Here is a 26029-nt window from a genome sequence, read left to right as displayed (position 1 = left end):
GATTCTGATATCTCCTGTTTCATCTATGCCATCCAATTCCCAACTGCCGCTGATCCTGGGGGTGACGGGAGCCTCCGGCCTGATCTATGCGGTGCGTGCCCTCAAATTTCTGCTAGAAGCCGAGTACCCGATTGAACTAGTCGCCTCCAAATCTACCTACATGGTCTGGCAAGCCGAAGCAAACCTGCGGATGCCCGTCGAAGCGATGCAGCAAGAGCAATTTTGGCGACAGCAGGCCCAGGTTCCAATTAGCGGTAAATTGCGCTGCCATCCCTGGGGCGATGTGGGTGCAAACATTGCCAGCGGCTCGTTTCGCACGTTGGGCATGGTGATTCTGCCGTGCAGCATGAGTACGGTCGGTAAACTGGCGGCTTAACACTTCAAACGTTGTCGTTTCTCTCAACTTCTCTACAGGAGGAAATCCGAAATGTCTCACTTTAGCACTCTGCGCACCAAGATCACCGATGCTGAAATCCTCAAGGCTTCTCTGCGGGACCTGGGCATCAACGTTAAGACCGAAGCTGACGTACGTGGCTACAACGGCCAGCGTGTTCGGGCTGACATCGTTGCTGTTCTGGAAGGCGAGTATGACCTGGGCTGGTCTCGTAACGCAGATGGTTCTTTTGACCTGATCGCTGACCTCTGGGGCGTTGCTAAGAAGCACAACCAGACCGAGCTGATCAACTCGATCAACCAGAAGTACGCTGTTAACAAGACTCTGGCAGAAGTCAAGCGCCCTGGCTTGCAAAACGCTAACGTCAAGTTGGTTCTGCAAAAGTAGTCCCTCTCAGCGTTCCCAAATCGGCGGGTTAATCCAGGCTAATAGCGGGTTAGCCCGTTTTCTATTCAATAGTATTTCTCTAAAATTTATTTCCCTAATCTTGGGCCAGAGCCATTGCGCTCTGGTTTTTATTTGAGATTCACAATTTGAGATATACAAACAGTGCAATCAGCCAATCAGAGCCCGCAATGAAACTTCACGCGAATACGAGTTCACGGTAGAAAATTATGTATACTGTATACAAATTGTTTTGGATTCTGTATCAAGCAAAACCTACTGCAAATGAGTTTAAGCCTAGACTACTAGCCGCAGAGTGCTTTTTGACACGGCACGATTTGTTATTCATCAATCTGGTTGAAAGGGATTAGTTGCTTATGTTGAAATTTTTACCTAAGTTCGGGGCATTAGTGTTATCAGCTGTATTAATGCTGAGTGCATTGCTAGGATTCTCCTTCAATGCACAAGCGGCTGCCGTATCAGTACCGTCATTCTCTCAACTCTCAACTGGCTATGTAGTCGCTGCGATTGCTGAGGCTGAGGTGGTCGATCCAGACCTAGAGGATCCGCTTGCGGCCAAGGAAGCAGAAAAGGAAGCAAAGAAAGCGGCCAAGGAAGCAGAAAAGGAAGCAAAGAAAGCGGCTAAAGCTGAGGCCAAAAAAGCGAAAGAGGCAGCTAAAGCCGAAGCCAAAAAACTGAAGGAAGCCCAGGAAGCTGAAGAAGAAGCCCAGGAAGCAGCAGAGAAGGAAGCGAAGAAGGCTGCCAAAGAAGCAGAAAAGGCTGCTAAGGCTGAAGCGAAAAAGGCCAAAGAAGCCGCCAAAGCTGAAGCTAAGAAACTGAAGGAAGAGCAAGAAGCCGAGGATGCTGCCTAGCCCGGTTGCTAGTTGATTGCTTAGCTGCCAATCAACTGACAGGGAAAATAAACTCAATTTTGCCTCACTCTGGTTGCTTCTGTAGCACACTAAGAGCGAGGCATTTTCAATAAGGACGCCTGAGCGATGCGCAAGCCAGGAACCCTGCCTGACACTGCAAAATCAGATCGTAATTCGAGAGTTTTTCAGCGGAAACCGACGTGTGAGGAGCGATTGCCTCAACTGCTGACCAAGATACGGGTAGAGATTCACTACTCATGCGCAGAACTTGACTTTGAGGACTTCCGTTTTTAGAAGACGCTGACATAAGTTCCGAGGTTCCCCTTTATAACGAAGGTTCAAAGTCGAAATTGGTATCCGGCTGCTCGTGGAGGTGAATGTGAGGCAAACCAGCTTAGGCAACACCAATCCCAACTTTGGCAATTTTGCGCTGCCAACGCCCCAATTGCGTCCACCAGTAGGACGGTTTTCCCGCTGTACATCAGCAACTGTGAGCCAAAATCCTGAAGTTTATTGCAGCAATTGAGCCGATTATCCGGGTTTGAGCTATTAATCTAGGGTAGGCGCTGCAATTCTGGAGTCACGCTATGCACAGTCAATCAGACTATACTCAGCTTACGTTCTACTATCTCAATGGCCAAACCGAATCCTTCATGATTCCAGCAGCTTTGGAAGATGAGACCCGGCAGGACATGCGGATTGAAGTCCGCCACATTTTGCAAAAAGACTGGTGGATTCTCAACCTGGACGAGCAGACGGTGATGGTCAATATCGCCAATGTGGTCAAAGTTGAGGTGAAACCATCTCTGACCCAACTGCAAGGCGAAGGCATTTTCTCCAACGCTGAACGGGTCACCGCCTTGAATCGCAGCCGCTAAGAAGCTGGCGGTTCAAACTGCGCCTACACTGACAAAATCCGGCTTTGCGGGTTACCAGCACTTTAAGATAGGAAAGAATCCAGATTCAATTTCTTCAATTCCACATTCGAGCAAGATTTGAGCGAGGGGGTCGCATGGCAGCTAGCGTGAGTTTTGTGCGAGCTACGTCTTATGAACAGCCGATGCTGGAAGCAGCCCTTAGACAAGTGTTGAACCCCTTGGGCGGCATGGCGGCTTTTGTGAAACCAGGCGATCGTGTATTGCTGAAGCCCAATTTGCTGACGGGGGCCAAACCGGGCAAGGACTGTACGACTCGTCCAGAGATCGTCTACTGGGTGGCGCGGCTGGTACAGGAAGCAGGTGGGCATCCGTTCTTGGGCGATAGTCCTGCCTTTGGGAGCGCCAGAGGTGTAGCGGTTGCTAATGGCTATCAATTTATTTTGGACGAGCTGAAGCTGCCGATTATCGACTTTCAAGGCCGACGCTACAAAACGGTGAGCCAGGATTTCAACCACCTGCTGCTGTCGAAAGAAGCCATGGAAGCCGATGTGGTGATCAACTTACCCAAGGTGAAATCCCATGTGCAGCTCACCCTGACGCTGGGCGTGAAAAATTTGTTTGGCTGTGTTCCTGGCAAAATGAAAGCTTGGTGGCACATGGAAGCCGGGAAAGACAGCTTAGCTCTAGCAAGGTATTTTCAAAGAACAGGGCCTGCAAGAAGCGAATTAAGTCTGGACCATTCGAGATCAGGGCATTGCCTCCAAGTCCCAGACCAGTATTGAGCAATGGCTGGGTAACATTTTCAGCAGTGCCATCCCGATTCCAGTCCTGATAGCCTTGGGCAAAGGGTTGCTTAGAGCTGAACTCCACAAACGTATTTTTCAGCTCAAGCGGCTTGATGATGCGACTTTGCAGCATCTCGGTTAAGGTGCTGCCTGTTGCTTGCTCCAGGACCAATTGCAGCAGCAGGTAATTAGCCGTGGAATAGGAGAAGCTTCCTCTAGGTTTGCCCGATTCGCGGTCGAGCATGAAGTCGAGCAGTTCAGGGATACGCCAGCGATAGGTGGGGTCGGCTGCTACAGCTTGCCCAAAGGAGTCAGCTTCTAGATCAGGCAGACCGCTAGTGTGGTTGAGCAATTGCCGAATCGTAATTGAGCGGCTTTGGGGAATCTGCTGATCCAGTTCGGCAGGCAACCAGTCGCTGAGTCGGTCATCCAGATTCAGCACGCCCTCTTCGTGAAGCTGCAAGCAGACCACCGCCAGAAACATTTCACTCAAACGACCAAGTCGGAAGCGTTCGGTTGGCTGCATAGCAACTTGTTTTTCCAGATTCGCTTGGCCCGTTGCGCCCATCCAGGTTTGCTGAGCCGCAGAAACGACTAAAACAGCGCCTGGTAGCTCAGCAGCTTTAGCCGAGCGCTCTAATGCTGTATGTAACTCGCTTTCGGTTTCTAGAGAAAACAGGGCCGGTTGGAAAGCGGGTTTAGAATCGGCAAACCAGTCCTGTAGGCGCGTTGCAATGCCTCGCTCTAAGGGAGTGGAAACCGAACCACTGCGGCACCCGGAACTCACCACTAGCGCAGCCAAACCAATACTAAACAGCGAATTTAATCGAGGGCGTGCCATACCGTTGCTGCTGTCTCTCTTAAGAGCCTATCGGAATCGCTGGAGTTTCTCAATTTCAACCCTCCTGCAGGGTTAAGTAGGAAGCATGACCTCAGGATGGACTCAACCAGGCTGCAAAATCCCTTATGCTGGGCAACAGTGACAGGATTTTCTGGGTATGCCGCCCCCCGCAGATTCACAAGTACCTATCCTTAAGCCTAGCCCAACTGCTGATTTTGCACTCAGCTTGTCCCGCCCTACCTTACTGCTGCTGGCCTTTGGTAGCGGTGTGGGCATGGGATTGGCTCCAGCGCCTGGCAATGCTTGGTTTCTAGCTTGGGTGGCCCTAGCGCCACTTTGGATACTGGTATGCCGCTCTGCAACTCCACTGCTGGCTGCCTTGGTTTGGGGCATTGGCTACCACGGGCTGGCCCTCTCCTGGATTCGCGACCTCCACCCCCTTACGTGGATGGGCGTTCCCTGGTTGGCACAAGGCAGTCTGCAAATCGCACTGCTGTAATGGCGTTGCCCTGCTTTTTAACTTCTAGAGGGTAACGTTCTGGCAGCCATAGCAAATTGGATAAGGCTTGTACCCAGTCAGCAAAAATGGCGGCCCCAATCTGTGGTTCATAGGTGAAAAAGCTGACCCAAGCATGATCTAACCCTTGAGGGTGACGCTGCTGTAGAGAACGGAGAAATGCGCCCCAGATGCCAGTTTGCCATGCGAGTAGTTCATTGCCATCGGGAGCCGCCACGCCAGCAGCGGTAAGCATCCCGCCCAGCCAGGAGAATTCGCTCGCCAGTACTGTTTTTGCGCCCCGACGAGCAGCTTGGAGTGCTGCCGCCACACCTCCAGTTCCGCCTCCTACCACCAGCACATCGGTTGTAATCACCTCGATTGTCACAGACCAAAACCCATCCTGATAGAAAGGCTATAAAGGCAAAACGCCAGAATCCTTGGTTGGGATACCGGCGCTTCACCTTAGTATGCATCGTGATCTATAGTTAGGGTCTTTATATCGGCTGACCCCATTTCAACTTTATCTAGTCTGGCAAATTATTCGGACGATCCTGTTTTTTTAAAGGTTTGTTTAACAAATGATGGTTTGATCACAGTCTGATTCAGGATTTTCTGCTAGCGCGTTGTTCGAGCCGGAACAGCCACACCATCAGTGCCACCACACCGAGTTGGAGGGCGAAATTGGGCAGGGCAGCATCAACGTCGCGTCCGGCCAACAGCTGCATCAGAAAAATAAACGCTCCGATCAGCCCTGAAGCCCCAAAGCCTAGGTAAATAAACTGGCGCAGACCACGGTAGGGCGCTTTGGCCTCAGCCCGCAGTTGGGCGTAGAGTTCCGGATCAAGCTTAGGATCAAGCCGTCGATTTTTGGCACGAGATGGCGAAGGGGCAGAGTTGGAAGCTGGCTCAGTCATAGCTTAGAAAAAAGAGGCCATCTACCAGCTTACTACCAGAGGCCGCGCTTGCCGCTGGGATGAATCGTGGCCCAGTTGGTGCGAGCCGTTGCCAACTGCTCGTCTGATATTTTGGCTCCTGTAAGATCAGCGCCACAGAGATTAGCGCCCCGTAGGTTAGCGTTACTTAGATAGGCATAGCTCAGGTCGGCACCTCGTAAATCCGCACCGGCGAGATCGGCATGACTGAGATAAGCTCTGGCGAGTTTGGCATTCCTTAAGCTGGCATGGCTGAGGCTGGCCCGCCCAAAGTCTGAATTGAGCAAATTTGCTCCTTGAAGATTGATTTTTTGCAGCTTGGCCTGATGAAAGTTAGCTCCCGATAAGTTAGCCTTTGCCAGATTCAACAGGCTCAAGTCGTGATTGGTAAAATCGCGTTTACCCTTGCTGTAGGAGGCTAATAAATCTTCTGCGCTCGGTTTGGGAGCGGTAGTGCTGAAGCAGTACAACAAGTTAGAACCTGCTGATTTAGACTACATGCTGGATCTGAACCTGAAGGGCAGCTTTTACACCAGTCAGGCTGCAGCCAACCTGATGAAAGAGCAGAAGTCTGGGCATATCTGCAATTTGGTTGGAATTTTGGGCAAGCATCCAATGGCGATGGCTGCTGCCTATTGCGCCTCTAAATTTGGTGTTGTTGGCTTCAGTAAGGCAATGGCCGATGAACTTAAGCGCTTTGGTGTCAAATTTACGCTGTTCTACTTTGGCGGTATTGATTCACCATTTTGGGACAATGTCAGCTTAAAAGTAGACCGCAGCAAAATGTTGCGTCCCGAAACAGCCGCAGCCACAATTGCCTTTACCCTGACGCTAGAACCTCAAGCCATTCCGCTGGAAATCAATCTCCAACCGGAAAGCCATGTTTTTCTCTAATGTCAGTTTTCTATCCAGAGTGACTCTCGGCTTTACAGCAGAATAGGCTAAACTGCTGGCAAACTTTAGCGCGTTGCAAAGGAGTGGGAGTGGACGTTATTCAACCTGTGTTGTCTGTCTTGCTGCAACCTTGCCTAGCAATAGTTTGCCTAGCAATAGCTTGCCTGGCACAATCTTGCCTAATCGAGTCGGATTTGAATCGACTGGAGCAGTGATGAACATTGACCACGTTCACTTCTATGTCGAAGATGCCTCACGCTGGCAGAAATGGTTTACTCAAACGTTGGGCTTTCAGCAAATCGCTACCCGTAGAACAGCCCACAGCATAACGGTAGAACTTGGCAACTCTGCGATTCGGTTCTGGGTTTCCTCACCCTGTTCACAAGACAGCCCGATTGCAGCCTACTTGCAACGGCATCCCGCAGGAATTGCAGATCTGGCCTTTCAAGTTGCCAATTTAGAAACCGTGTTGCAGCGGGCGGTAGCAGCAGGCGCAACTCTCCTTCAACCAATTCAGCCCAACCAGGGCCGTCAGCAGAAAACTGCTCAAATTCAAGGTTGGGGCGATTTGCAGCACACATTGATCGAATCAACCCACGCTAGCTCACCGGCCAATCCTGACCAATTCACATCTGACCGAACTGGTTCTGAGTTCATTGGTATCGACCATGTGGTCCTGAATGTAGAGCAAGGGGATCTGGAACGAGCAATTGGCTGGTATGAGGCTGTCTTCGGCCTCCAGCGCCGTCAGAATTTTGCGATTCAAACCGAGCGCTCGGGTCTCTGTAGCCAGGTTTTATGTCACCCAGGCGGATCAGTACAATTCCCAATTAACGCACCAGCCTCTTCCACGTCCCAAATTCAAGAATTTCTGGATTGGAATCGTGGCTCTGGCATTCAGCACCTCGCTCTCCGTACTGATCAAATCTTGCCGCTGATCGCTCAATTACGCCAACGAGGTCTGGCATTTCTGTCGGTGCAACGTGAGGTGAACAAGGGCCGGATGAATTGGAACGGGGTAGGGCAAACCATTGAGGCCCAGAAAATCACCCCAATGTTTCAGCAATTCTGGATTCATGACAGCCCTCCTCGGATGGCCTCTACAACGGGTGCCGTGTGTAAACCATAGACCCAGACTAATAACGTTCCTAGATAGGACTGGGCCGTCACTAGAGCAACCAGGACCACACTGGTGATCAGATAGGGAATAGATAACTCCGACTTATTCTGGACTCGAATCACGTAACGCCATCCAGTTACAGCTGCCAAAATTCCCGATAGTGACCAGCCCAGCAAGGTATGGAGGTTTAGCGTAGAAACCGCAGCACTGTAGGGTTCGGCCAGCCCGGCTTCAATTTGCCCAAAAATAACCGCAATAAAAATGGAAACCGTCGCAAAGGCGAGATTCCACCAGCTCACTTCGTAAAGGCGAGAATTTTTGGTGAAAAAGCCAATAATGTCGCACAAAAAGGCAAACAGCACCATCGCAATCACAAAGTGGACGACAATCGGGTGAATTGTGTCGGGATAGGGGAGATTGTGTTCGTTCAGGGGGGGAAGATACTCAAGCACGGTGTTCTCCAGGGCACATAGTTTCGATAGCGCAGCGTCTAGGCACAGTGTCAGTGCAGTCTCTGTTGAACTCTGTTGTAGCAGAACTCAGCTTAAATAACCCTAGCAAGCTCCTATTTCACGGTATGTATTATTGAACTCAATGACAAAATCTTTCGGAAATTTTTAAGATTAATTTAGATTTTTAAGCAAGCGCTTAGGTGATTGTATCGCGTCTAGTTTTGCCTTTGTTGTGTCTTAGATGATTGATATTTGTCATCTATCTACAGGATGGCTATAGAGAGAAAACAATAGAAAAAATGTACCTGCTAAGCAAAATACAAAAAGTTCTGGCTTTCAAACTCGCCTTCAATAAACTGGAAACTGGCTTTCAAATAGAGTAGAGCCTGTAATCTTAACCGAATTTAGCCTAAACGGGATGCATGTCAATTTGATAACATCACCTGTTTTCCCACTCATTTTTTATACGTAAGCATTACCAATTGATTTAATCAATCGTTCCTATTTTAAATTCCTAGCTGAGCAACTTAATTCACTCTGATGTTCCTTCAGAACCGCCAGTTGCCGATTCGCTGACTGTACTTTTGCTTAATCGACGCATCCATTTCGATTTGCTGATATTTTGCCAAACCATAGTTGCGCCCGTAATCAACATCCATAGAGCACCAAGACCGTTCAGCAATACATAGACGGGTTCCAGCGTTTCTCCTAGATATTCACCTTCGTGGAGCATCATCAACCAGTGGGCTTGGTCTCTGGTCAAGCCAAACCAGCTTCTACCCAAGCGATAGGAAACGCCTGTAAGCACCGTGATCAGAAGCGGCAGCATAACTCAGGCGCATTGCCGCAGGAAGCGAGGGAATTCCTAAACTTGAATCGTCAGGACCCTACACTTATCCAACGGGCGCTCGCGACGCCGATTCAGCTGCCAGGGACCCTAGAGACGATAGAGACCGAGTTTCTTGACAGCTCGATTGGTCGCTTTGTGCTGCTGCAACTCCAGCGATTGATTCAGGGATCTTCGGATTTGGCCGACCTGCGGACAGCGGTGCGGACCTCGATTCAGGACCAGCAAATTTCCGTGCTAGAGGTGCTGGAAAACTATCCGATTCCTGAGGTCACCCTCAATATTAGTGGATTGGTCACAACTTATAACGATGTCAGCGCCTTTGTAGAGCGGATTCTGCCAGCTCTTGAGGTCGCTAAAGACTATTTGCAAAGAATTGTCTGTGATTGTGAGGCAGCCACCACCGCATCAACATCTACACCAACATCTGCACCAACATCTGCATTAACGTCTACATCAACATCTAACTCACCACAATCCCAACTCACACCCAATACAGCCGTCAACTGTCTCGATCAGCGCACCGCTACCCAAACTCCCTGATCGCAGGCTGCTTTGTGCGTTCCCTTTGCTTAGGAATCTGTTATGAAAATTGCTCCCTTTGCTTGTCCAGCATGGTTTGGCCCAGTCGGATGTAGAGTTCTCAGTTTTGGCAGTTTAGTTGGTATAGGAGCGGCGACCCTATTGGCGGCTGCTCCAGCTCGTGCGGCGGAGCGAGTTGTGTTTACCTTCGGTCCCCTAGGGCGCTCGATTCCCGTTGCCGATCTGCAAGCGCTAGCTGAAACCGGCCAAACCACCAGACAGATTCGCTGGTATCTGAATGTTGCTAATTTAGAGGTTGAGACCCTGCAGCAGGTGTTAACCCAGGAGGTAGGAGTCAGCCTGCGATTGGTAGATCGAGTTGGCAACTCGCTGCCGGGTGAATTTGTCCTGGATCAAGTTGGCAATACGCTGCATACCAAATCACGTCGGGCTAATGTGCAGGCACTCCGCTCGGCGCTGGTTTTGTCACTCAGCGATGATAGTCAGCTGTCGCTGCTGGAGTTTCTACAAAATTACCCGACTCAGGAGCTGTATGTCGATGGCCGCTCGCTGCTCAGCTTTGCCAGGGATGTGCAGGGCATTGTAAATCGAGTTGAACCAATTGTAGCTGCGGTGCAAACAGTGCTGGAGGGTTTAGTTTGCGATTGTGAGCCGACCCCAAATCGCTAGTTCTACAGCCAGACTGATCCATTCTCAACAACCTGCATCGCCTCGAACGGGAATCTCGACGGTTTGTTCACCTTTTTGAACACGCATGATGCCATCAACGGCGACTGATTCAATTTCTCCCGGTTCACCGAGTGTCACATCGACTTGGATTTCAGTGCTGCCATCTTCACTAACAAAAGTTTGAGAAGGTCAGGTGTAACATTTTCTCCCGGCGAAGGGCGGATTGGATGGGCTGTCGGAACTTACGGGAGGGTGGTCCGTACCGAAGATGGCGGCCGGAATTGGAAAACGGTGGCGTCTGGATCTGATGAGCATCTAGTGCGTGTGGCTGCATTCGATGAACGCACGGCCGTCGCAATTAGCGCATCCGGAGCCGTTCTAATAACGAAGGATGCCGGAACCACATGGATCAAGTCGAGTCCCTGCGGCAGCGTTCGGCTTTATGGAATAGCAGTCCCTGAGGCCCAGAAGATTGTGGTTACCGGAGCAGGCGGATGCGTCGCATTTTCTGAGGATCTAGGAGGCACCTGGTCAAAAAGTGAGATTTTCAGCCGTGCCGACCTTCTTTCATTATGTTTTTCGGATGAGAAAAAAGGATCGATGTCAGATTCTAACGGGATGGTTTGGTTGACCGGTGACGGCGGGCGCACGTGGCTGCCATTCAACGTAAGGACCAATCCGAAACTTTCTGCGCTTTTTTTCGCTGATGAGTTCACGGGTTGGGCCGTTGGTGAGAATGGGTTGATCGTACGTACCGACGACGGCGGCTTTAGCTGGCAACGGCTCCTGACCGGCGGACGCGAGGACGTGAATGACCTGTCGATGTTCACTGATCGCATCGGTGTAGCGGTCGGCGGGAGGGGAAGAATCTGGATAACAAATGATGGAGGCCGCGAATGGCTGCCTGTTTATTCGGATACCGAGCGGAATCTGAACGCGCTGGATTTCCTTAACGAAGAACTCGGCTGGGTGGTCGGCGATGGCGGCACCGTTCTTCGAACGATCAACGGCGGCGCAAGCTGGGGTGCAGGAATCTCAGGAATAGCGGAAGACCTATTCGGCGTATCATTCATCACGGAGAGGGTCGGATACGCAGTCGGTGCGGACGGAACGATCATCAGAACAGATACTGCCGGCTCGTATTGGGAACGGGTCGCATCCGGCACCCGTGCTTGGCTCGAAGATATTGAATTCGTTAGTCAAACCAAGGGCATTATTGTCGGCGATCGCGGCACGGTCCTTATAACGGCTGATTCCGGAAGAACGTGGAACCAGATACGGACAAATGTTGCGGAGAGTCTTTACTCACTGAGTTTTTATGATGAGAATTCGGGATATGCGGTAGGCACTCGCGGTGTCATTCTAAAGACCATCGATGGCGGACAGACATGGGAGGATCTTGAATCGCCGCTCCAGGTAAATCTATTTGCTGTCCAAGCAGTCGGCGAGAACGAGGCGATCGCGGTAGGCGAATTCGGTAGCATTCTTGTTACGACCGATGGAGGCAAGAACTGGCTTGTCCAATCAAACATAACCGGACGGCTTTTGCAGGCGGTTGCTTACCGGGGCGGTTCAGATCTTTGGATCGCGGGCCGGGGCGGAGCCATCCATGATTCAGCTCACGCCTCAGGACTACTTGCAAGCCGTGAATGGTACGGTAGGAGACATCGCTCAGGATAAAGCTGATTGATTGAATTTCTATAGTTGGGCTGATCCGAATCCTTACCATCAGATGGATGCTATCTACCCAATCTGTAATTCAGAATAAGACCGCAGGACTAGGCAGGCTTAAGCAGTGCTATGCAGTTAAAAACACGGTTAAAAACTACTGTCGGTTTACTGAAAGAGACGTTTCAGGAATGGCAAACCGATAAAGTGTCATTGTGGGCAGCGGCCTTGGCCTATTACACCATGTTCTCATTGGCTCCACTGCTACTGATTGCGATTGCGGTAGCTGGCAGTATTTTTGGGGAAGAGGCCGCTCAGGGTGAACTCGTCGCCCAGATCCAGGGACTAATTGGCCGGGATGGAGCCGAGGCAATCCAGGCCATGATTCAGAACACACAACGAACCGAATCGGGCGGTGTAATTGCCACGTTGGTCGGAGTTGGTACCCTGCTGTTTGGTGCATCCGGCGTATTTGGTCAACTGCAAGATGCTCTCAACACCATTTGGAATGTCAAACCAAAGCCAGGATTAGGCTGGAAAAGCTTTGTTAGATCCAGGTTCTTATCCTTCGCGATGGTATTAGTAATTGGATTCCTGCTGCTAGTTTCCTTAATTCTCTCAGCCATTCTAGCTGGCATTAGCACCTTTTTTACTAATTACTTACAGGATTTCGCAGCACTGGCTCGCTTTATTAACTTTGCAATTTCATTTGGACTGATCACATTACTATTCGCTTCAATCTACAAATTTCTACCAGACGTGCGTTTGCCCTGGAAAGATCTGTGGATTGGTGCCGCGGTGACTGCACTGCTGTTCAACATTGGCAAGTATCTGATTGGCCTCTATTTGGGTAGCAGTGGGGTTACCTCTACCTATGGGGCTGCGGGTTCCATTGTGATCATCCTGCTGTGGGTGTTCTATTCTGCTCAAATCCTGTTGATTGGAGCCGAGTTTACCCAGGTCTATGCTAGACGACGCGGTAGTGGCCTCCGACCCAGCAAGCACGCGGTGCGGGTGAAAACTGTAGAAGAAGAGGTGCCACCCAGCGAGGAGGACTATTGAGCATCCCTCAACTAAAGTCCCTCAGCATTTTTTTAATTTCTAGATTATGCATTTCCTCCTGCCCAATCATGGAGCGGGCAAATTCCTCTAGATAAATGCTGGCATCCGTTACCACATCTAGCAGATTCTTATACAAAGCTAGGGCACGTTTCTCGTGGTTAAGGCTCTCCTGCAAAATATCCTGTACCGAATGGCGGTGGGATTCTTCGATCGGGGCAATCCGCAGCGAAGGGTGGCCTTCCAGCCCGGTGAGAATTTCGCCGACCTGCTGGGCGTGCAGCAACGACTCGGTCGCTTGGGTGATTGGGCTGCGCCATGCTCGCATGTCCCTTCGGGTTGGGGAATACCGATTCCTGGGCGAAGATCACAAAACCTATGTGTTTGCTCGCATCTTTGAGGGGGATGTGCTGATCATTGCTGTCAATGCGGCGGATACCTACGGCAAAATTGACCTGGAGTCAGTTGGAACGCGATTGGGTGCCCAGCCGAGCTATATCCTCTTTAACACGAGGGAAACACCAGAGTGGGCAGAAGCATCGGCAGAAGCACTGTCTAGCTCTGAAACTCCTGTAAAAGACACCATCGAAGTGATTTGGACTGCCGATAATCTGTTTTTGGCTCTGCCGCCCCAGACGGGGATTATTTTGACTTAGAGGGGGTGGCTCTAAGGAGTAGGGAGTAGGAGTAGGGAGTAGGGAGTAGGGAGTAGGGAGTTGACCGCTGATTCTGGTTATTTTGGTTATTCTGACGGCTCTAGATCAGGTGGCAGGTGATGGGGGCTGGTCTTTTCTGGCCCTCCTGTTGCTATGGCTTTGGGGAATTTGGTTGTCCATGAGTTTTTGTTTAAATCAATTGTTGAGGCTTGTTGAGTAACGCCCTGTCTTTGTTCGTGCTGTTTAATCTGTTTCGGGTTGAATTCCCCGCCCCTTGGGGCGTTTGTATTTGATCACGTGAACCGGAATACCCCGCCTTGCAGCGGGGTGAGTTTAATCCAGATTAAAGCTGCCGAGATTCAAGCGCTGCGGCTAATCGGTTCGCGGCGTCTGCAAGCTGCTGTTGGGGATCGGGGGCTACTTCTGCTTCTTTCCGCTTAAATTGCTCTAGTGCTCGCACAACTAAAAACACGACAAAGGCAATCACTAGGAAGTTGATGATTGCGATCAGCAGTTCACCAGCAGGCCAGTCCCTGATCCGATCAATTCCCAAGGTTTGGAGCGTAGGATTAAGGATTGCTCCTGTAACCAAGGTGACGACAGCATCTACAATTTGGCCGAACGCCCCACCTACTACCACCGCAACAGCTAACTCAACCACGTTGCCGCGATTAATAAAGTCTTGAAAATCTTTCAGGAATCCTGTTGCTCTACGTCTTGCCATTATTTCTACTCCTCATTCACCAGGTAGCATTCGTCTCAATAGACTCAATAGAATTTATCCGATAGCCGGATCACCAGATTTTTCTCTAAGTACCTCGGCATAATTAAAAACCGGATTCAAAACCTTGCGCCGAACGCGCAGGGTTTTGGGTTTTATGTTTAATTATGCTCACCCACTTAGTAGAAACCCTGTTGCCAAATAATACGGCATCCAGCCAATTTCGCAGCAGGCTGTTTGGCGGAAATTGCGGGTTCAGTCTAGGTTTTAAGGCTGACAGAAATCAGGTAGGAGCTAGAAATTCTGTCCTGCTCCTACCTCTAGTTCTACCTCTGCTTCCAACTCTAACAAATAACAGCGCCTGAAAAATTCCGATATTGAGGCTACCCAGCAGTAAAATGCGCCACCACCAAACGCCTTGGGGCAATTTTCTCAAGCCTGCAATTAACAAAAGGCCAATGGGTAACGAGCGGAGGGCGGCCACTAGGAGGGGATGATTCGGCGGCAAAAATTCGGTGGTTACGGCATAGGTTGTGCCCCAAGAAATTGGAGCCAGCGCCGTTAGTAAAACATCAGACATCCGAGCCGCAGGTGCTTTCATAAGCACACCTCAAGATGCAAAACCGTCATAGAGTCCTCGCTTCAGTGCAGCTTACACAGCTACACTACCGGTTTTAGATTGTTTTAATCTTTCACAAATGTTCGAATTTTTGTCGATTCTTTTGACAAAATTGTCTTCAAGCCTCAAGTTGAATGATTGGTCAGTGATTTACCAGTGTTTACCGCCGGATCCAGTAACGATATACAGCCTTCTACAGTTGCTCACGATAGGCTTTGGGCGTGGTTCCCGTTTGTTTTTTGAAAACCTTAGTCAAATGGCTCTGGTTAGCAAAGCCACACTCCAGGGCAACGTCCGTAATTGATAGCTTATGCAAGCGCAAGTACTGCTTTGCCCTCTCTACCCGCTGCTGGCTCACGTACTGGTGAGGCGTAATTCCCATCGCCTGTTTAAACTGGGTGGCAAAGTAACACCGACTCATACCAATTTGGGTGGCAATTTCGTCTAAGCTCAACTCTTGGTGGAGATGGGCCTGGATGTACTCAAGTACTGCATTGAGCCTATGAGGGGGCAGTCCATCGGAGTACTGACGAAATTCGGGTGTGATGTTGCAGTATCGCCGCAATAGATGCACCCCCAACATAGAGCTGAGGGATTCCAGATACAGTTTCTCTCCCAGGTTACTCTGATCCAGCTCAGCCAAAAATAACTGAACCAGGCTCTCAAGCTTGTGATCAGATGCTTTCAAAACCGGTAAAAGCTCGATACTGCCGGGGCTAATGCACTCGGTATCAGTAGCAATTCTGTCCAAGAAGTTAGGCTGAATCACAATATGTAGCGTTTTGTCTACCGACTGCCAGCGAGTAAACCCATAGCGACCTGCTGGACAGAGATAAAAATCTCCAGGCTCCATCTTGCCATCATATTCGCCCCACTCATCCAGATGCGTTACTTGGCGCTGATTGACAGACAGAAAGAACGTCAGCATGTGGTGGCTCAGCCCTTGTGGTGCATCTAGTGCCCCAGGCAGGTCATGTCGATAGTGAACCGTTAATCCCCGGTCCATGTGGATGGACCGATTCGTGATCGCAGGTTTACCTGCAAAGAGGTCTAAGGGATTGACAGTCATCGCAGCACTTGAATCGCTAAGAGAGCCTGGCAGAGAAACCGTTCAGAGAAAAGGGTTCAGCTTCAACCTATCACTGATGGCGCGCCGTTTTCAATGACCCACTGGCAAAGTTGCTCGATCGTTTGGTCTTCAATAAACTGACCTACGCCGATTGGCATCAAGGCACACCCGGGCGCTACACCGATCATGCCTTTGCCGGTTTCGTCTGCCGTGATCAGCCGAGCACAAGCTGTACCGTGAGTTTCACTGGATTGAGCCAACGGTAGACCACCCCGCTGTAGCTCCACTGCTGCCACAATTTTGCCTTCACTCTGCAGGTCGGGATGCTCTAAATCAAAGCCGTCGTCGGCTACGGCGACTGTAACGGAACGCTTGCCCTTGGTTAGATTCCAGGCGGGTTCAGCAAAAATATGGGAACCCGGCACCAGATCCGCACCGCCTTCATGGTTGAGGTACCACTGCTGAGCATAATTTGATTCTCGCGGACGGTAGCAGGGCTGGCGTAGCACAGCCACATTCGGTTCTGCTAACAAAATCGCTGGATGTTGGAGCAACTGATTGGCCAACTTCAGGGGATTGGCTGGGGCAGAGGCCGTCACCTGAAACACAAATGCTTTAGGAACGCTAGTAATCAGCTTGAGGATGCGCAGTCCAGCCGCCGCCGCAATTCGGTGCATCTGCTCAGCAGCCAGTGATTCAGCAAACTGGAGCGTGATCTGATCGGTTGGGTACAGCAATGTCCCCGGACTCTCGTACATCTGATATACATGGCTGGCGAAGGCAGTAGCGGTGGCAGAACGAGCCTGCTGCATCAAATCGTCTAAATCACTGGGAGCGACCCGAATTTCTAGCAGATTAGGCAGGATTGAGCTGGGTGTGACATCAGTAGCTTGAATCGCCTCAAGCACCGCCGCGACTGAACACCCCGCTGCTGGACAAACAACAAAGCGATCATTCACCTTTCCGAGCGTCAGCTCCTCTCCCCCCCGCTGCAATACCACCGGATCCAGCAGGGCAACATCAAACACAGACTCCTCCGGCAATACCTCCTCAGGGGATAGAGGCAGCTTCCTCGCATCTGTCATCCACTCGACCTCTTTCAGGGTTCATTACTAGAAGTTGTATTCTATTGCGTTCGGTTGAGATTGGACGTGGCATTTTTTCGGCATTTTTTTGGTATTGCCTATTGAATCAGCTGTTGCTGATGGAACTTCCTGAGCGAACAGCAGTCTAAGCAAGCTTGGTCGCCGCTTTTTTTCTGGCCATCTGAAAAGAAATTTAAACTTTGCACCGTAATGGTAAGATTCCCTAAGATCAAACCCGTCCGCGACTACACAATCTGGGATAGTTTCATGGTATCGTCTGCTCCTCTTCAAGTTTTTTCAACAGGCCGATTGCTGCCAGCTCTGACTATTGCCTCTCTCCTGTTGCTATCCCCAACCGCCCAAGCTCAGACCCCATCGTTGCCCGAAAGTGCTCCGGCGGATACTCAAACTCCTGAAGTACTGAGGTCTCGTTCGGCTTTTACGCTCTTGCCGAGAAACCCTCGCTGATATCAACCAAGCGTCCAGAGACACAGGTAGCACCGTTCATTGCAGAGGCTGCACTCGATGCAGCCGCTTCGCCCCAACGCGACGATGCAAAAGCCTTTCTTCGTGAATTCACCCGCGAATTGATGCGGGAGATAAGCTGGACGACAAAGGCGATAGCACTTGTTCTAATAGTTGGATTTCTTACTGGATTGCTTTATATCGGCTATGCCGTAAGCTCCGAACTGAGAGCATCTCGCGAGCGGGTTGAAAAACAGGCAGAGCTGATCGTCCGACTTGAAGACCAGTTAAGCAACGCCAGTAACCAACTTGGCGAGATCGAACGGACCAGTCGTGAAGCCATTCGCCTTCAATCTTTAGCGCAAACAGTTAGACTCGACTACGGACGTGGGATATGCCTTGTAGTCGGCATTTATCAGCTTGTCGATCGACGCAGCGGAAAGGTCCTTCGATATCAAGATCCAGGAAGTTCACATGGTATGCCGGTCTCCCCGTCAGTTTCGGAAGGAGATTCAGTGCCAGCCAATCCATCATTCGGACTTACGACCGAAGGCGGAGGAAGCCCCGTAGAATACGATTTTATCGGCACTGGTTTCCATGTCGGCGGTGGTTATATCGTTACAAACCGTCACGTTATTCAGCCGTGGACCGAAGACGACCTTGTAAAAACGATGATGCGGGATAATAACGGCCGGGCTCGGATCAAAAGCCTAGTAGTATATTTTCCAAATTATGCTGAACCTTACCGATTGACGGTCCGTCAGACTGGAGGTCGCGAAGACATCGCAGTTGCGACGATCGATCCCACAACGCTGCCAGCGGATCTGCCGGTCATTCCGCTTGAAACTGATGATGATTCGGTTACGGTCGGCAAAACAGTAGTTACTATGGGCTATCCCAATGGTCCGGATAGACTGCTTGCAATGGTAGAAGACGACGAAGCAAAATCTATCAACGCACGATTCGGCGGATCCAGACAGAATCTGATCAATTTCCTAGCACAGTCAAAGAAGATCGTCCCATTGACGACGCAAGGGGCGATCACCGATCTGGACACGCGCCGTATCGTTCACGATGCGAAGACTGCCGAGGGAGGCTCAGGAGCTCCACTGTTTGGCCAGACAGGAAAGGTCATCGGTGTTAACTTCGGAGTTTTCACCGAAAACACTGCGGTAAATATGGCCGTGCCGATACGTTTTGCGATCGATCTGTTGATGCAAGCTGGGTGGCAGGCGCCGGACCAGATATTGTCAGGAAACAGCCAAACGACGGCGGCCACTAATTCTTCGACCGGTAATTCACCGACTACACTTACTGGTCCGCGTTAGATTCTCTCAATGGATAATTTAGTCTTCTCTAATATGCTTCATCGGCCAGTACGCTAGTGAAGCTCTTACTGCGGCTCTACGACATTCAATCGGGCAGCATTATGCTGGACGGCATCGAGCTACGCGACCTGCAACTGCGCGATCTGCGGCGGGCCATCGGCTGGGTGAGCCAGGATGTATTTTTGTTCCACGGTTCGGTGCTGGAAAATATCACCTACGGCAGTCCTGAAGCTACGCTAGCCGACGCGATTGAGGCCGCCAAAAATGCCGAAGCGCACGAATTCATCAAACAGTTGCCCCACGGCTACGACACGATTGTGGGCGAACGCGGCCAACGGTTATCCGGCGGTCAACGTCAGCGTTTAGCGATTGCTCGCGCCATTCTTAAAGATCCGCCAATTCTGATTCTGGACGAAGCCACTTCTGCCGTCGATAACGAAACCGAGGCCGCCATCCAGCGCTCGCTCGACCGAATCACCCGTAACCGCACCACAATTGCCATCGCCCATCGTCTATCAACCATCCGCAACGCTGACCAAATCTATGTGATGGAACGAGGTCAATTGGTCGAACAAGGCACCCATGATCGTTTACTGGAGCAGCAGGGCATCTATGCCAGCCTATGGCTCGTGCAAATGGGAATGCGGTGAATCGTCGAACCCCTGGAGTACCGAAATGTGAATAGTAGGGTAAATATTAGACTAAATATCAAGGAATCTATTGGTAATTACACAGGTCATTACACAGTTGCCGAGGTTGCCGCAATGGTAGGCTACTCCAACTTGGGGCATTTTGCAGCCGCGTTTAAGCGTAAGTTTGGCATTACGCCCAGAGACGATTTGTGGGGCAAAAAGCTTCTTTAGGGGTGAATGCTTTTTTCAGAGTAGACAACACTCCAACCACTTCTCTAGACTAACTTCCAGCTTGTGAAGAATATTCTCAAAAGTGAGTGACTTGCTGGTAACAAAAATCACTCGGCAATACTCTGGCTAGGGCTAGACATGCAGGAGTAACAAGCCTCCACCCCAAAAATCTATGTCATTGGGTAGAGGCGACCAACACAGACAGCTTTCACAATAGCTCAAGCGAAAATCGTCTTCCCAGACTAGCTTGCCGCTTTGATGCGGTTGAATAGCCTCTCATTCAGTTCAAGCGAGGAGTTATGAGCAAAATCGTTATAGCATTGGTTTCATTGGTAGGAGTTTCGGTTTTTCTAGGTGCTTGTGAACCCGCTGGAACGGGCGGAACCGGCGGAACTGATACTAGTCCAACCGTGGCTCCAGAGACCAGCCCAGTAGCACCCGCTGACAGCCCCACCCCCACTCCGACTACTTCACCCTAAACCCAGCCTATTTAGTCATCTTGCTGTGAACAAGCCAGGAGCCAGATTTATTGGAATCCTGGCTCCTCAAATCAGAAGTTGTATCCAACCCCTATAATTACACTGCCTTCGGTATCTCGGAAAAAGGTTGGGTGTCGCTCTCCAGTTCTGCCGAGAGCTGACGGTGCAGCGTGATTCCCTCCTGGCAGAGTTGCTGCATCAGCGCTGTGGTGCCCGACCAGTAGGCAATGCCGCCGTAGCTGTAGCGCGTGCCGCTCTCTGGATGGTCTGACCGGTCCAGGAGCAGAACCGAAAAACCGCTTTTCTGCAATTCGTAGCTGAGGGCCGCTCCCGCCAGCCCATTGCCTACCACAATCCAGTCTGTGGTCATCTCTACCCAATCCCTCCCAATTCCTGACTGATTGCCTGCTCACCTTAGGATATAACTGGAAAGATTACCCGATTGGAACAAAGACTGCATGTCCTATCAACTCGAAACGCAAGTTGCGATCAAAGCTGTGACGCTGGCCGCCAAACTATGTCAGCAGGTCCGCCAAACCATTCAGGCTGAAGCAATTGAAAAGCGAGACCGCAGCCCAGTTACGATTGCCGATTTCGGCTCTCAGGCCATTATTTGCAAACTGATTGCAGATGCCTTTCCTAACGATCCGATTGTGGCTGAGGAAGATGCCGCCGCCCTGAGCCAGCCTGATATGGCCCCCTACTTATCCCAAGTGACCGAGCAGGTGCGGTCAATCTTGACCGAAGCGACGCCCGATGCAGTAATTGACTGGATTAACCAAGGCAACGGGCAGGTTGGCTCCCGCTACTGGACGCTCGATCCAATCGATGGTACTAAGGGATTTCTGCGCGGCGACCAATATGCTGTAGCCTTGGCGCTCATAGAAGACGGGGAAGTCAAAGTTGGGGTTCTAGGCTGTCCGGCGCTGACGCTGGTAGGGGATGCGGGTAGTCTGTTGGTAGCAGTGCGCCATCAGGGCGCAACGATAACTTCCCTGGCCGGAGGCGATCCGCAGCCGATTCAGGTTGTTCGTTCCGCGAATGCCGCAAATTTCCGCTTTGTTGAAAGTGTGGAATCAGGGCATGGCGATCAGACCCAACAAAACGCCGTTGCTCAAGCGGTTGGGATCACGGCTGCCCCCTTGCGAATGGATAGTCAGGCCAAGTATGCCGTCGTGGCTTGCGGTGAGGCAGCTCTGTATTTGCGCTTGCCTTCTCCCAAAACGCCGGATTACCGCGAAAAAATCTGGGACCATGCAGCTGGCGTGATTGTGGTGGAAGAAGCAGGCGGCAAAGTCACCGACATGCATGGCAAACCGCTCAACTTCGCGCTGGATTACAAACTCACCGAAAATCAAGGCGTTGTGGTGAGCAACGGCAGTTGTCATGAGGCCGTGTTGGCCGCCTTAAAAGGTGCCTAGACTCCATAGCGGGTGCATCAGCGGTTGCTCTGGCTCAAGATTCCTCGGCTTTGCCTTGCCGAATCAGAAGTTGGATACTCAGGGCTATTAAACCCAACGTAGCAATCGTAAAAATGCCAGTCGCCAACCATCGCCAGACCGCCGAAAGAACTCTTTGCCCAACCAACTGAAGCCAAACAAAATCACAGCCGAATAAATCAAAAGGGCGAGCAGCAAGCTCCCCAAGCTGAGGGCGCTAAAGTTACCTTTGTTGATTCCGACACAGACGGCTAAAACCAGTAAAGCTCCCACATCAGTAAAGATGGTTGCACCGATCGTGACGGTAACAGCTTCGTTGTTCACCACGCCTAGCCGACTGATGATCGGGTAGGCCAACAGCGTGTGGGAGGCAAACAAGGAGCCAATTAAAATCGAAGGATTCCAATCAAACCCGAACAATCGCCCTACAATCGTGCCGGTAATTAGAGGCACAGCAAAGGTAAGAAAGCCAAACCCGGCGGAACGGTACTTGGTAGCGCGGAACTGCACTAGGTCGATCTCCAATCCTGCCATGAACAGCAGATACACTAGGCCAATGCCAGAGAGCAGCCGCATGGTTTCGGAGTCGTTGTTCAGCACCTGAAGACCGTTGGGTCCCAGTAGGACTCCAGCCAGCAACAACCCTAGAATGCCTGGCAATTTCAAACGCTCAAAAATCAGCGGCACGATCAAAATGATTGCCAGCAGAATCGCAAAGGAAACAATTGGCTCTAGATGCATAGATTCCTAGTTCAGGAAGATAGGTTGATGGCGCAAGCACGGCACAAGTACGGTATGACTGCGGCACAAGAGGTGCTAGGCCGCAAAAGGCTGCTTACGGTGACACTACCTTAAAAGCATAGAGGCAAAAATCTGTTTAGAGATGTACTTATGGATGGTATTTACTCACAGATGAATTTGGCTCAGAGATGAATTTGGCTCAGAATAGTTCGCAGCCGATCGTAGTCGTCTTTTAGCAACAGGCTTAGGGTGCGGCCTGCTTGCACTAACCAGTCTCGATCAGCTTTCCGTAGGCGATAGATCTCCCGAATTGCAGCCGCAGTCAAACTATCAACTGGAGCGCCGTTGACCTGAAGCAGGGTTCTGAGAAAATCGAGCTGCTGACTGAAGTGAACAATTTCTTCCGGTTCGCAGTAGTAAACAGCCTGATGCACCTGGGGTGGCCGAGGAGGCAGGTGCTGGTACACCGTTTCGCTGAGGATGGCCTGACGGCTGGAGCCATTTCGTTCCGTTCGCAGGACGGAGTCCATTCGCGTTTGCGGGACGGAGTCCAAAGGCGGCTGATAGCCCACAATCGCAGCTCGGAATTCGGTTTTGAGCATGGCAAAAATTTGCGGCTGCTGGTCTCTTAACTCTTGTAGAGACAGTCCCAGTGCCCTAGCCCGATGGACCGAATCGATTGGGCTTGTCGTGACGTGGTAAACCACCGCATAAATTTGGTTACCTGAATCCTCGTCCCTCGCCTTAACCCAACTGCCAAAGGGTGGCATCATCGCAAAGCTGAGATCGTCTCGCTGTCTGGTCGGCGATCAGTTGAGTATCTAACGATTCGAGGATTTGAGGTTGGTCGGCAGCCAGTTGCTCGTCAATTTGGGCGATTGCTTGATCAATTGCTTGATCAATTTCTGGAGCAACTTCTGGGTCGATTTCTGGGTCGATTGGGTGATCAACCTGATGATCAATTGCGGTTGGATCTGCCTCACGTTGGTCACTCTCAGTTCCAGCTTGAGACGAATCCTCAGAAACAACATCGGCTGGCAGAGTTTCTGACATTACAGGTTGTGAATCTCGGGATTGGCTGTCCTCTAGTTCCGGTGCAACCAGTTGTGGCTCCTCGACTGGATTTGCTTCCAGCGAGGACGCGTCTGCCTCTAGTTGTGCCGAGGTGGGCTGATGCGGTTTGGGCTGACTCTCCTGCAACGTTGCTTCCGTCTCAATTGATTGCAGAGGGACCGATTGCAGAGGGGCTGATTGCAGGGAGGCGGGCTGTGCTGCATCGACTGAAAGCGGTTCTTGACTGGGGACATCTGGTGAAACAGGCTCTGGGGTAACGGCTGGCGTTCCTGTTTCTTCAGCCAATTCTGGAACTGATTCTGCGACCGATTCTGCAACAGCATTGGCCTTTTCCGGCTTTAGCCTGGGAGTCAAGGGCGGGAGAATTTGCTTGACCTGAAACCCAATCATCGTAAAGTCTCTAGCAATATCCTTGACTGGATAGGGGCCTGTAGCAACCAATAGCCGATCGGAAGTCAGCAGCACGGGCAGCACACTTGCTGGCACTTGCAGAAACAGATTCGTGAGCAGAAAGCTGGTAGCGGCTAAGATCAACCCACCGAAACTGCCACCGGGCACCAGCTTAGCCTTGATCACCACCAGCGGCACCCATTGGTTGAGCTGCCACAAAATCGCCAGGGCGGCAATCGCCATGCTTACCGCGATGATTTTTCCCAGGGGAGTCTTGAATCGGGCTAGGATCCGTCGTTGGGTTTCAGTCAGTTGACTGGGTTTGAGCGCCAGAAAAACTAAGCTAAAAATATTGAAAGGCCGCTGCCACTGCATCCAAAATACCGGCCCGATGCCAATAACCGCTACCAGCAAAAACACCAGCCCCGCTGGTAGGCTAGCTTCAGCCGCCTTCAAACCCAACAAACACAGCTCCAGGAAAATGGGCACTGCCGCAATCCCTGCCAAATGTACCCAGAGATATGGCTCTGACCTTGTTGACTGTATGACCGACTGCATGACCTTCTCCCAGACAGCACTATAGCCATCGTAATACTGCACGGAACCTTGGCCCACGCCTGTTCACGTTTTGTAGAAGGAAACCTAAACCGCTGCCAGGATCAAATGCTAGGAGAACAGGCAAGCCTGCTTATAGATAACTTAGATACAGCCATCCTTTCTTGAGTTTGAACGGGGTGCAGGGGTTCCACCCCCAGAATTTATTGGGCAACCTGCTGCTCTGATGTTCACACCGGAGGATGTCGCTGCTCAGGTGCCACAACAGGAATTAGCCACTGCCCGTACCGAAGGCCGAGCCGAGGATGAGCGTTGGCATTGTCGCAAAAATGGCACTCGCTTCTGGGCATCGGGTGTTGTTACGGCTTTGCGGGATTCAAGCGGAGAGTTGCAGGGCTTCATCAAGGTGATGCGAGACTGCACTGATCGCAAGCAAGCCGAGACCTCGCTCTACAAAGCCGTGCAAGACTCCCAACAGTATGTGGCTCAACTGCAAGGCTTAATGGCAGCAGCCTTGGCGATTAATTCCGCCAATTCACTCGATGAGTCGCTGAATCTAATTGCAGAACAGGCGCGTTCGTTGACCAACGCCCATCAAGCTATTATCAGTCTGGTATTGGATGAGGAACGCAGACAGGCGACGGAAGTGATTGCCTACTCAGATAAGCATATAAATTGGCGACAGCCCGATGAAATTCCTGATTCTTGCGGCATTTTTACCTTGGTGCATCACATCACCCAACCGTTGAATTTGTCCCAAGCCGATCTGACCTCCCATCCAATCTGGCGAACTTTTAGCCGTCGGGTTGGTCAACATCCGCCCATGCGGGGAGTTTTAGCTGCACCGTTAGTGGGACGTAAAGGGATCAACATTGGCTTGATTCATGTTTCTGACAAAGCTGGCGGAGAATTTAGCCCAAGCGATCAGGCCGTGTTGGTGCAGTTGGCCCAGATGGCTGCTGTAGCTATCGAAAACACGCGCCTTTACCAAGCTGCTCAAGAAGCCAACCGGATTAAAGACGAATTTTTGTCGATTTGCTCTCATGAACTCCGCACGCCGCTCAACTCGATTCTGGGCTGGGCCAGACTGCTGCGGAGCCGTCAGTTTGATGAAGGCACCACTGCCCGCGCCTTGGAAACAATTGAACGCAATGCTGAAACTCAGGCTCAGCTAATCGAGGATTTACTCGACATTTCCCGGATTATTAGTGGGAAGCTGCGGCTGAATGTTTGTCCAGTGGATTTGACGGCTGTGATTTTTGCCGCCATCGATACTGTGTATCTAGCTGCCGAAGCAAAAGCAATTCAAATCAAAGCAGACTTGAATTCCACAGTAGGGCCAATTTTAGGCGACCGGGATCGGCTGCAGCAGATTGTCTGGAATCTGCTCTCCAATGCGATCAAATTTACGCCGAGGGGAGGCCGAGTTGATGTGGCTTTGAAGCGGCACCAAGCTCAGGTGGAAATTGTAGTAAAGGATACAGGGCAGGGCATTGCTCCCCATTTTCTGCCGTTTATTTTCGATCGGTTTCGGCAGGCAGACAGCACCACCACTCGTCGCTATGGGGGCTTGGGCTTGGGCCTAGCAATTGTGCGGCATTTAGTCGAACTGCATGGCGGCACAAGGCTCATGGCGTGCACCGGATACCGACGAGCTTTCTGTACCCGGAAGTGTTACCGAGGGAACTACGAAACTGCTCGATAAGGA

Annotated in this window: 34 protein-coding genes and 1 pseudogene; 19 read left to right on the top strand and 16 right to left on the bottom strand. The window is 51.1% G+C overall.

The window, feature by feature from the left end; genetic code table 11:
- The first annotated feature begins 25 nt into the window (after positions 1-25).
- The 5 genes and pseudogenes from JVX88_RS30700 to JVX88_RS30680 form a co-directional block, all read left to right on the top strand.
- Complete coding sequence (locus JVX88_RS30700; protein WP_317134501.1) at positions 26-376, top strand: flavoprotein; 351 nt, start codon at positions 26-28, stop codon at positions 374-376.
- A gap of 51 nt (positions 377-427) precedes the next feature.
- Positions 428-781 carry a DUF1257 domain-containing protein gene (locus JVX88_RS30695; protein WP_036001218.1) on the top strand — a complete coding sequence of 118 codons (354 nt, stop codon included), beginning with the start codon at positions 428-430 and terminating at the stop codon, positions 779-781.
- A gap of 374 nt (positions 782-1155) precedes the next feature.
- A complete protein-coding gene (locus JVX88_RS30690; protein WP_211622232.1) occupies positions 1156-1650 on the top strand; it encodes a hypothetical protein in 495 nt (164 codons plus the stop codon).
- Positions 1651-2237: 587 nt separating this feature from the next.
- A complete protein-coding gene (locus JVX88_RS30685; protein WP_211622231.1) occupies positions 2238-2528 on the top strand; it encodes a hypothetical protein in 291 nt (96 codons plus the stop codon).
- 134 nt (positions 2529-2662) lie between these two features.
- Positions 2663-3148, top strand: a pseudogene (locus tag JVX88_RS30680) (DUF362 domain-containing protein); the annotation flags it as partial.
- Here JVX88_RS30680 and JVX88_RS39530 read toward each other — a convergent pair.
- On the bottom strand, positions 3117-3881 hold the full coding sequence (locus JVX88_RS39530) for a serine hydrolase domain-containing protein (RefSeq protein ID WP_410503810.1): 765 nt from the start codon (positions 3879-3881) through the stop codon (positions 3117-3119). The pseudogene JVX88_RS30680 and the gene JVX88_RS39530 sit on opposite strands and share 32 nt — an antisense overlap.
- Before the next feature lie 430 nt (positions 3882-4311).
- Here JVX88_RS39530 and JVX88_RS43420 point away from each other — a divergent pair, with 430 nt between their 5' ends.
- On the top strand, positions 4312-4653 hold the full coding sequence (locus tag JVX88_RS43420; protein WP_211622229.1) for a hypothetical protein: 342 nt from the start codon (positions 4312-4314) through the stop codon (positions 4651-4653).
- On the opposite strand, the gene JVX88_RS30670 is transcribed toward JVX88_RS43420, so the two are convergent.
- From JVX88_RS30670 to JVX88_RS30660, 3 genes are all read right to left on the bottom strand, one after another.
- Positions 4595-5038, bottom strand: coding sequence for an FAD-dependent oxidoreductase (locus JVX88_RS30670; RefSeq protein WP_317134500.1), 444 nt, complete (start codon positions 5036-5038; stop codon positions 4595-4597). The two genes, JVX88_RS43420 and JVX88_RS30670, sit on opposite strands and share 59 nt — an antisense overlap.
- A 217-nt stretch (positions 5039-5255) precedes the next feature.
- Positions 5256-5567 (bottom strand): DUF3493 domain-containing protein, encoded by a 312-nt coding sequence (locus tag JVX88_RS30665; protein WP_211622228.1) that lies wholly within the window; start codon positions 5565-5567, stop codon positions 5256-5258.
- Positions 5568-5599: 32 nt separating this feature from the next.
- Complete coding sequence (locus JVX88_RS30660; RefSeq protein ID WP_211622227.1) at positions 5600-6058, bottom strand: pentapeptide repeat-containing protein; 459 nt, start codon at positions 6056-6058, stop codon at positions 5600-5602.
- On the opposite strand from JVX88_RS30660, the gene JVX88_RS30655 reads away from it, so the two are divergent.
- Positions 6039-6479 (top strand): SDR family oxidoreductase, encoded by a 441-nt coding sequence (locus tag JVX88_RS30655; RefSeq protein ID WP_263975320.1) that lies wholly within the window; start codon positions 6039-6041, stop codon positions 6477-6479. The two genes, JVX88_RS30660 and JVX88_RS30655, sit on opposite strands and share 20 nt — an antisense overlap.
- Positions 6480-6693: 214 nt before the next feature.
- Complete coding sequence (locus JVX88_RS30650) at positions 6694-7608, top strand: 4-hydroxyphenylpyruvate dioxygenase family protein (protein WP_211622226.1); 915 nt, start codon at positions 6694-6696, stop codon at positions 7606-7608.
- On the opposite strand, the gene JVX88_RS30645 is transcribed toward JVX88_RS30650, so the two are convergent.
- Positions 7554-8051 (bottom strand): DUF2231 domain-containing protein, encoded by a 498-nt coding sequence (locus JVX88_RS30645; protein WP_211622225.1) that lies wholly within the window; start codon positions 8049-8051, stop codon positions 7554-7556. The two genes, JVX88_RS30650 and JVX88_RS30645, sit on opposite strands and share 55 nt — an antisense overlap.
- 532 nt (positions 8052-8583) lie before the next feature.
- Positions 8584-8880 (bottom strand): PepSY domain-containing protein, encoded by a 297-nt coding sequence (locus tag JVX88_RS30640; RefSeq protein WP_211622224.1) that lies wholly within the window; start codon positions 8878-8880, stop codon positions 8584-8586.
- A gap of 42 nt (positions 8881-8922) precedes the next feature.
- On the opposite strand from JVX88_RS30640, the gene JVX88_RS30635 reads away from it, so the two are divergent.
- The 4 genes from JVX88_RS30635 to JVX88_RS30620 all read left to right on the top strand — a co-directional run bounded on the left by JVX88_RS30635 (position 8923) and on the right by JVX88_RS30620 (position 12840).
- On the top strand, positions 8923-9441 hold the full coding sequence (locus tag JVX88_RS30635) for an alpha/beta hydrolase (protein ID WP_263975319.1): 519 nt from the start codon (positions 8923-8925) through the stop codon (positions 9439-9441).
- 42 nt (positions 9442-9483) lie between these two features.
- Complete coding sequence (locus JVX88_RS30630; RefSeq protein ID WP_211622222.1) at positions 9484-10110, top strand: alpha/beta hydrolase; 627 nt, start codon at positions 9484-9486, stop codon at positions 10108-10110.
- 180 nt (positions 10111-10290) lie between these two features.
- Positions 10291-11790 (top strand): WD40/YVTN/BNR-like repeat-containing protein, encoded by a 1500-nt coding sequence (locus tag JVX88_RS30625; protein WP_211622221.1) that lies wholly within the window; start codon positions 10291-10293, stop codon positions 11788-11790.
- A gap of 120 nt (positions 11791-11910) precedes the next feature.
- Positions 11911-12840, top strand: a complete 930-nt coding sequence (locus tag JVX88_RS30620) for a YihY/virulence factor BrkB family protein (RefSeq protein WP_211622220.1) — start codon at positions 11911-11913, stop codon at positions 12838-12840.
- A 7-nt stretch (positions 12841-12847) separates the two neighbouring features.
- Here the strand turns inward: JVX88_RS30620 and JVX88_RS30615 are convergent, their stop codons facing one another.
- Positions 12848-13165: a ferritin-like domain-containing protein gene (locus JVX88_RS30615; protein ID WP_211622219.1), complete on the bottom strand. Its 318-nt coding sequence runs from the start codon at positions 13163-13165 to the stop codon at positions 12848-12850.
- Here JVX88_RS30615 and JVX88_RS30610 point away from each other — a divergent pair.
- The gene (locus JVX88_RS30610; RefSeq protein WP_211622218.1) at positions 13164-13493 is read left to right on the top strand and encodes a hypothetical protein; all 330 of its coding nucleotides are present in this window, start codon (positions 13164-13166) and stop codon (positions 13491-13493) included. The two genes, JVX88_RS30615 and JVX88_RS30610, sit on opposite strands and share 2 nt — an antisense overlap.
- A 343-nt stretch (positions 13494-13836) precedes the next feature.
- Here JVX88_RS30610 and mscL read toward each other — a convergent pair whose 3' ends face one another.
- The 5 genes from mscL to JVX88_RS30585 form a co-directional block, all read right to left on the bottom strand.
- The gene (gene mscL, locus JVX88_RS30605) at positions 13837-14217 is read right to left on the bottom strand and encodes a large conductance mechanosensitive channel protein MscL (protein WP_211622217.1); all 381 of its coding nucleotides are present in this window, start codon (positions 14215-14217) and stop codon (positions 13837-13839) included.
- A gap of 280 nt (positions 14218-14497) precedes the next feature.
- Positions 14498-14815: a hypothetical protein gene (locus JVX88_RS30600; RefSeq protein WP_263975318.1), complete on the bottom strand. Its 318-nt coding sequence runs from the start codon at positions 14813-14815 to the stop codon at positions 14498-14500.
- 211 nt (positions 14816-15026) lie between these two features.
- Positions 15027-15902: a helix-turn-helix domain-containing protein gene (locus JVX88_RS30595; protein ID WP_211622216.1), complete on the bottom strand. Its 876-nt coding sequence runs from the start codon at positions 15900-15902 to the stop codon at positions 15027-15029.
- A 62-nt stretch (positions 15903-15964) separates the two neighbouring features.
- Positions 15965-16987: a S8 family serine peptidase gene (locus JVX88_RS30590; RefSeq protein ID WP_211622215.1), complete on the bottom strand. Its 1023-nt coding sequence runs from the start codon at positions 16985-16987 to the stop codon at positions 15965-15967.
- Positions 16988-17426: 439 nt separating this feature from the next.
- Positions 17427-17567, bottom strand: a complete 141-nt coding sequence (locus JVX88_RS30585; protein ID WP_211622214.1) for a hypothetical protein — start codon at positions 17565-17567, stop codon at positions 17427-17429.
- A 10-nt stretch (positions 17568-17577) separates the two neighbouring features.
- On the opposite strand from JVX88_RS30585, the gene JVX88_RS30580 reads away from it, so the two are divergent.
- The 4 genes from JVX88_RS30580 to JVX88_RS30565 all read left to right on the top strand — a co-directional run bounded on the left by JVX88_RS30580 (position 17578) and on the right by JVX88_RS30565 (position 20122).
- On the top strand, positions 17578-18780 hold the full coding sequence (locus JVX88_RS30580) for a serine protease (protein ID WP_211622213.1): 1203 nt from the start codon (positions 17578-17580) through the stop codon (positions 18778-18780).
- Between the two features lie 56 nt (positions 18781-18836).
- Positions 18837-19430 (top strand): ABC transporter ATP-binding protein, encoded by a 594-nt coding sequence (locus tag JVX88_RS30575; protein WP_317134499.1) that lies wholly within the window; start codon positions 18837-18839, stop codon positions 19428-19430.
- A 27-nt stretch (positions 19431-19457) separates the two neighbouring features.
- Positions 19458-19643 (top strand): helix-turn-helix domain-containing protein, encoded by a 186-nt coding sequence (locus JVX88_RS41285; protein WP_263975317.1) that lies wholly within the window; start codon positions 19458-19460, stop codon positions 19641-19643.
- 299 nt (positions 19644-19942) lie between these two features.
- Positions 19943-20122: a hypothetical protein gene (locus tag JVX88_RS30565; protein WP_211622212.1), complete on the top strand. Its 180-nt coding sequence runs from the start codon at positions 19943-19945 to the stop codon at positions 20120-20122.
- A 97-nt stretch (positions 20123-20219) separates the two neighbouring features.
- On the opposite strand, the gene JVX88_RS30560 is transcribed toward JVX88_RS30565, so the two are convergent.
- Positions 20220-20492, bottom strand: a complete 273-nt coding sequence (locus JVX88_RS30560; RefSeq protein ID WP_211622211.1) for an FAD-dependent oxidoreductase — start codon at positions 20490-20492, stop codon at positions 20220-20222.
- A gap of 88 nt (positions 20493-20580) precedes the next feature.
- Here JVX88_RS30560 and JVX88_RS30555 point away from each other — a divergent pair, with 88 nt between their 5' ends.
- The gene (locus JVX88_RS30555) at positions 20581-21543 is read left to right on the top strand and encodes a 3'(2'),5'-bisphosphate nucleotidase (RefSeq protein WP_211622210.1); all 963 of its coding nucleotides are present in this window, start codon (positions 20581-20583) and stop codon (positions 21541-21543) included.
- 87 nt (positions 21544-21630) lie between these two features.
- On the opposite strand, the gene JVX88_RS30550 is transcribed toward JVX88_RS30555, so the two are convergent.
- The 3 genes from JVX88_RS30550 to JVX88_RS39520 all read right to left on the bottom strand — a co-directional run bounded on the left by JVX88_RS30550 (position 21631) and on the right by JVX88_RS39520 (position 24381).
- Positions 21631-22302: a cation:proton antiporter gene (locus tag JVX88_RS30550; protein WP_211622209.1), complete on the bottom strand. Its 672-nt coding sequence runs from the start codon at positions 22300-22302 to the stop codon at positions 21631-21633.
- A gap of 182 nt (positions 22303-22484) precedes the next feature.
- On the bottom strand, positions 22485-23075 hold the full coding sequence (locus tag JVX88_RS30545) for a hypothetical protein (protein ID WP_317134498.1): 591 nt from the start codon (positions 23073-23075) through the stop codon (positions 22485-22487).
- Positions 23047-24381, bottom strand: coding sequence for a low-complexity tail membrane protein (locus tag JVX88_RS39520; RefSeq protein WP_317134497.1), 1335 nt, complete (start codon positions 24379-24381; stop codon positions 23047-23049). The genes JVX88_RS30545 and JVX88_RS39520 overlap by 29 nt, the downstream gene beginning before the upstream one ends.
- A gap of 88 nt (positions 24382-24469) precedes the next feature.
- Between JVX88_RS39520 and JVX88_RS30535 the strand changes: the two genes are divergently transcribed.
- Positions 24470-26026, top strand: a complete 1557-nt coding sequence (locus tag JVX88_RS30535) for a sensor histidine kinase (RefSeq protein ID WP_225931777.1) — start codon at positions 24470-24472, stop codon at positions 26024-26026.
- Positions 26027-26029 lie beyond the last annotated feature (3 nt).

The organism is Leptolyngbya sp. 7M (assembly GCF_018128485.1).
Note: the sequence above shows the minus strand (reverse complement) of the source record. Positions and strands in the feature narration are given on the sequence as shown.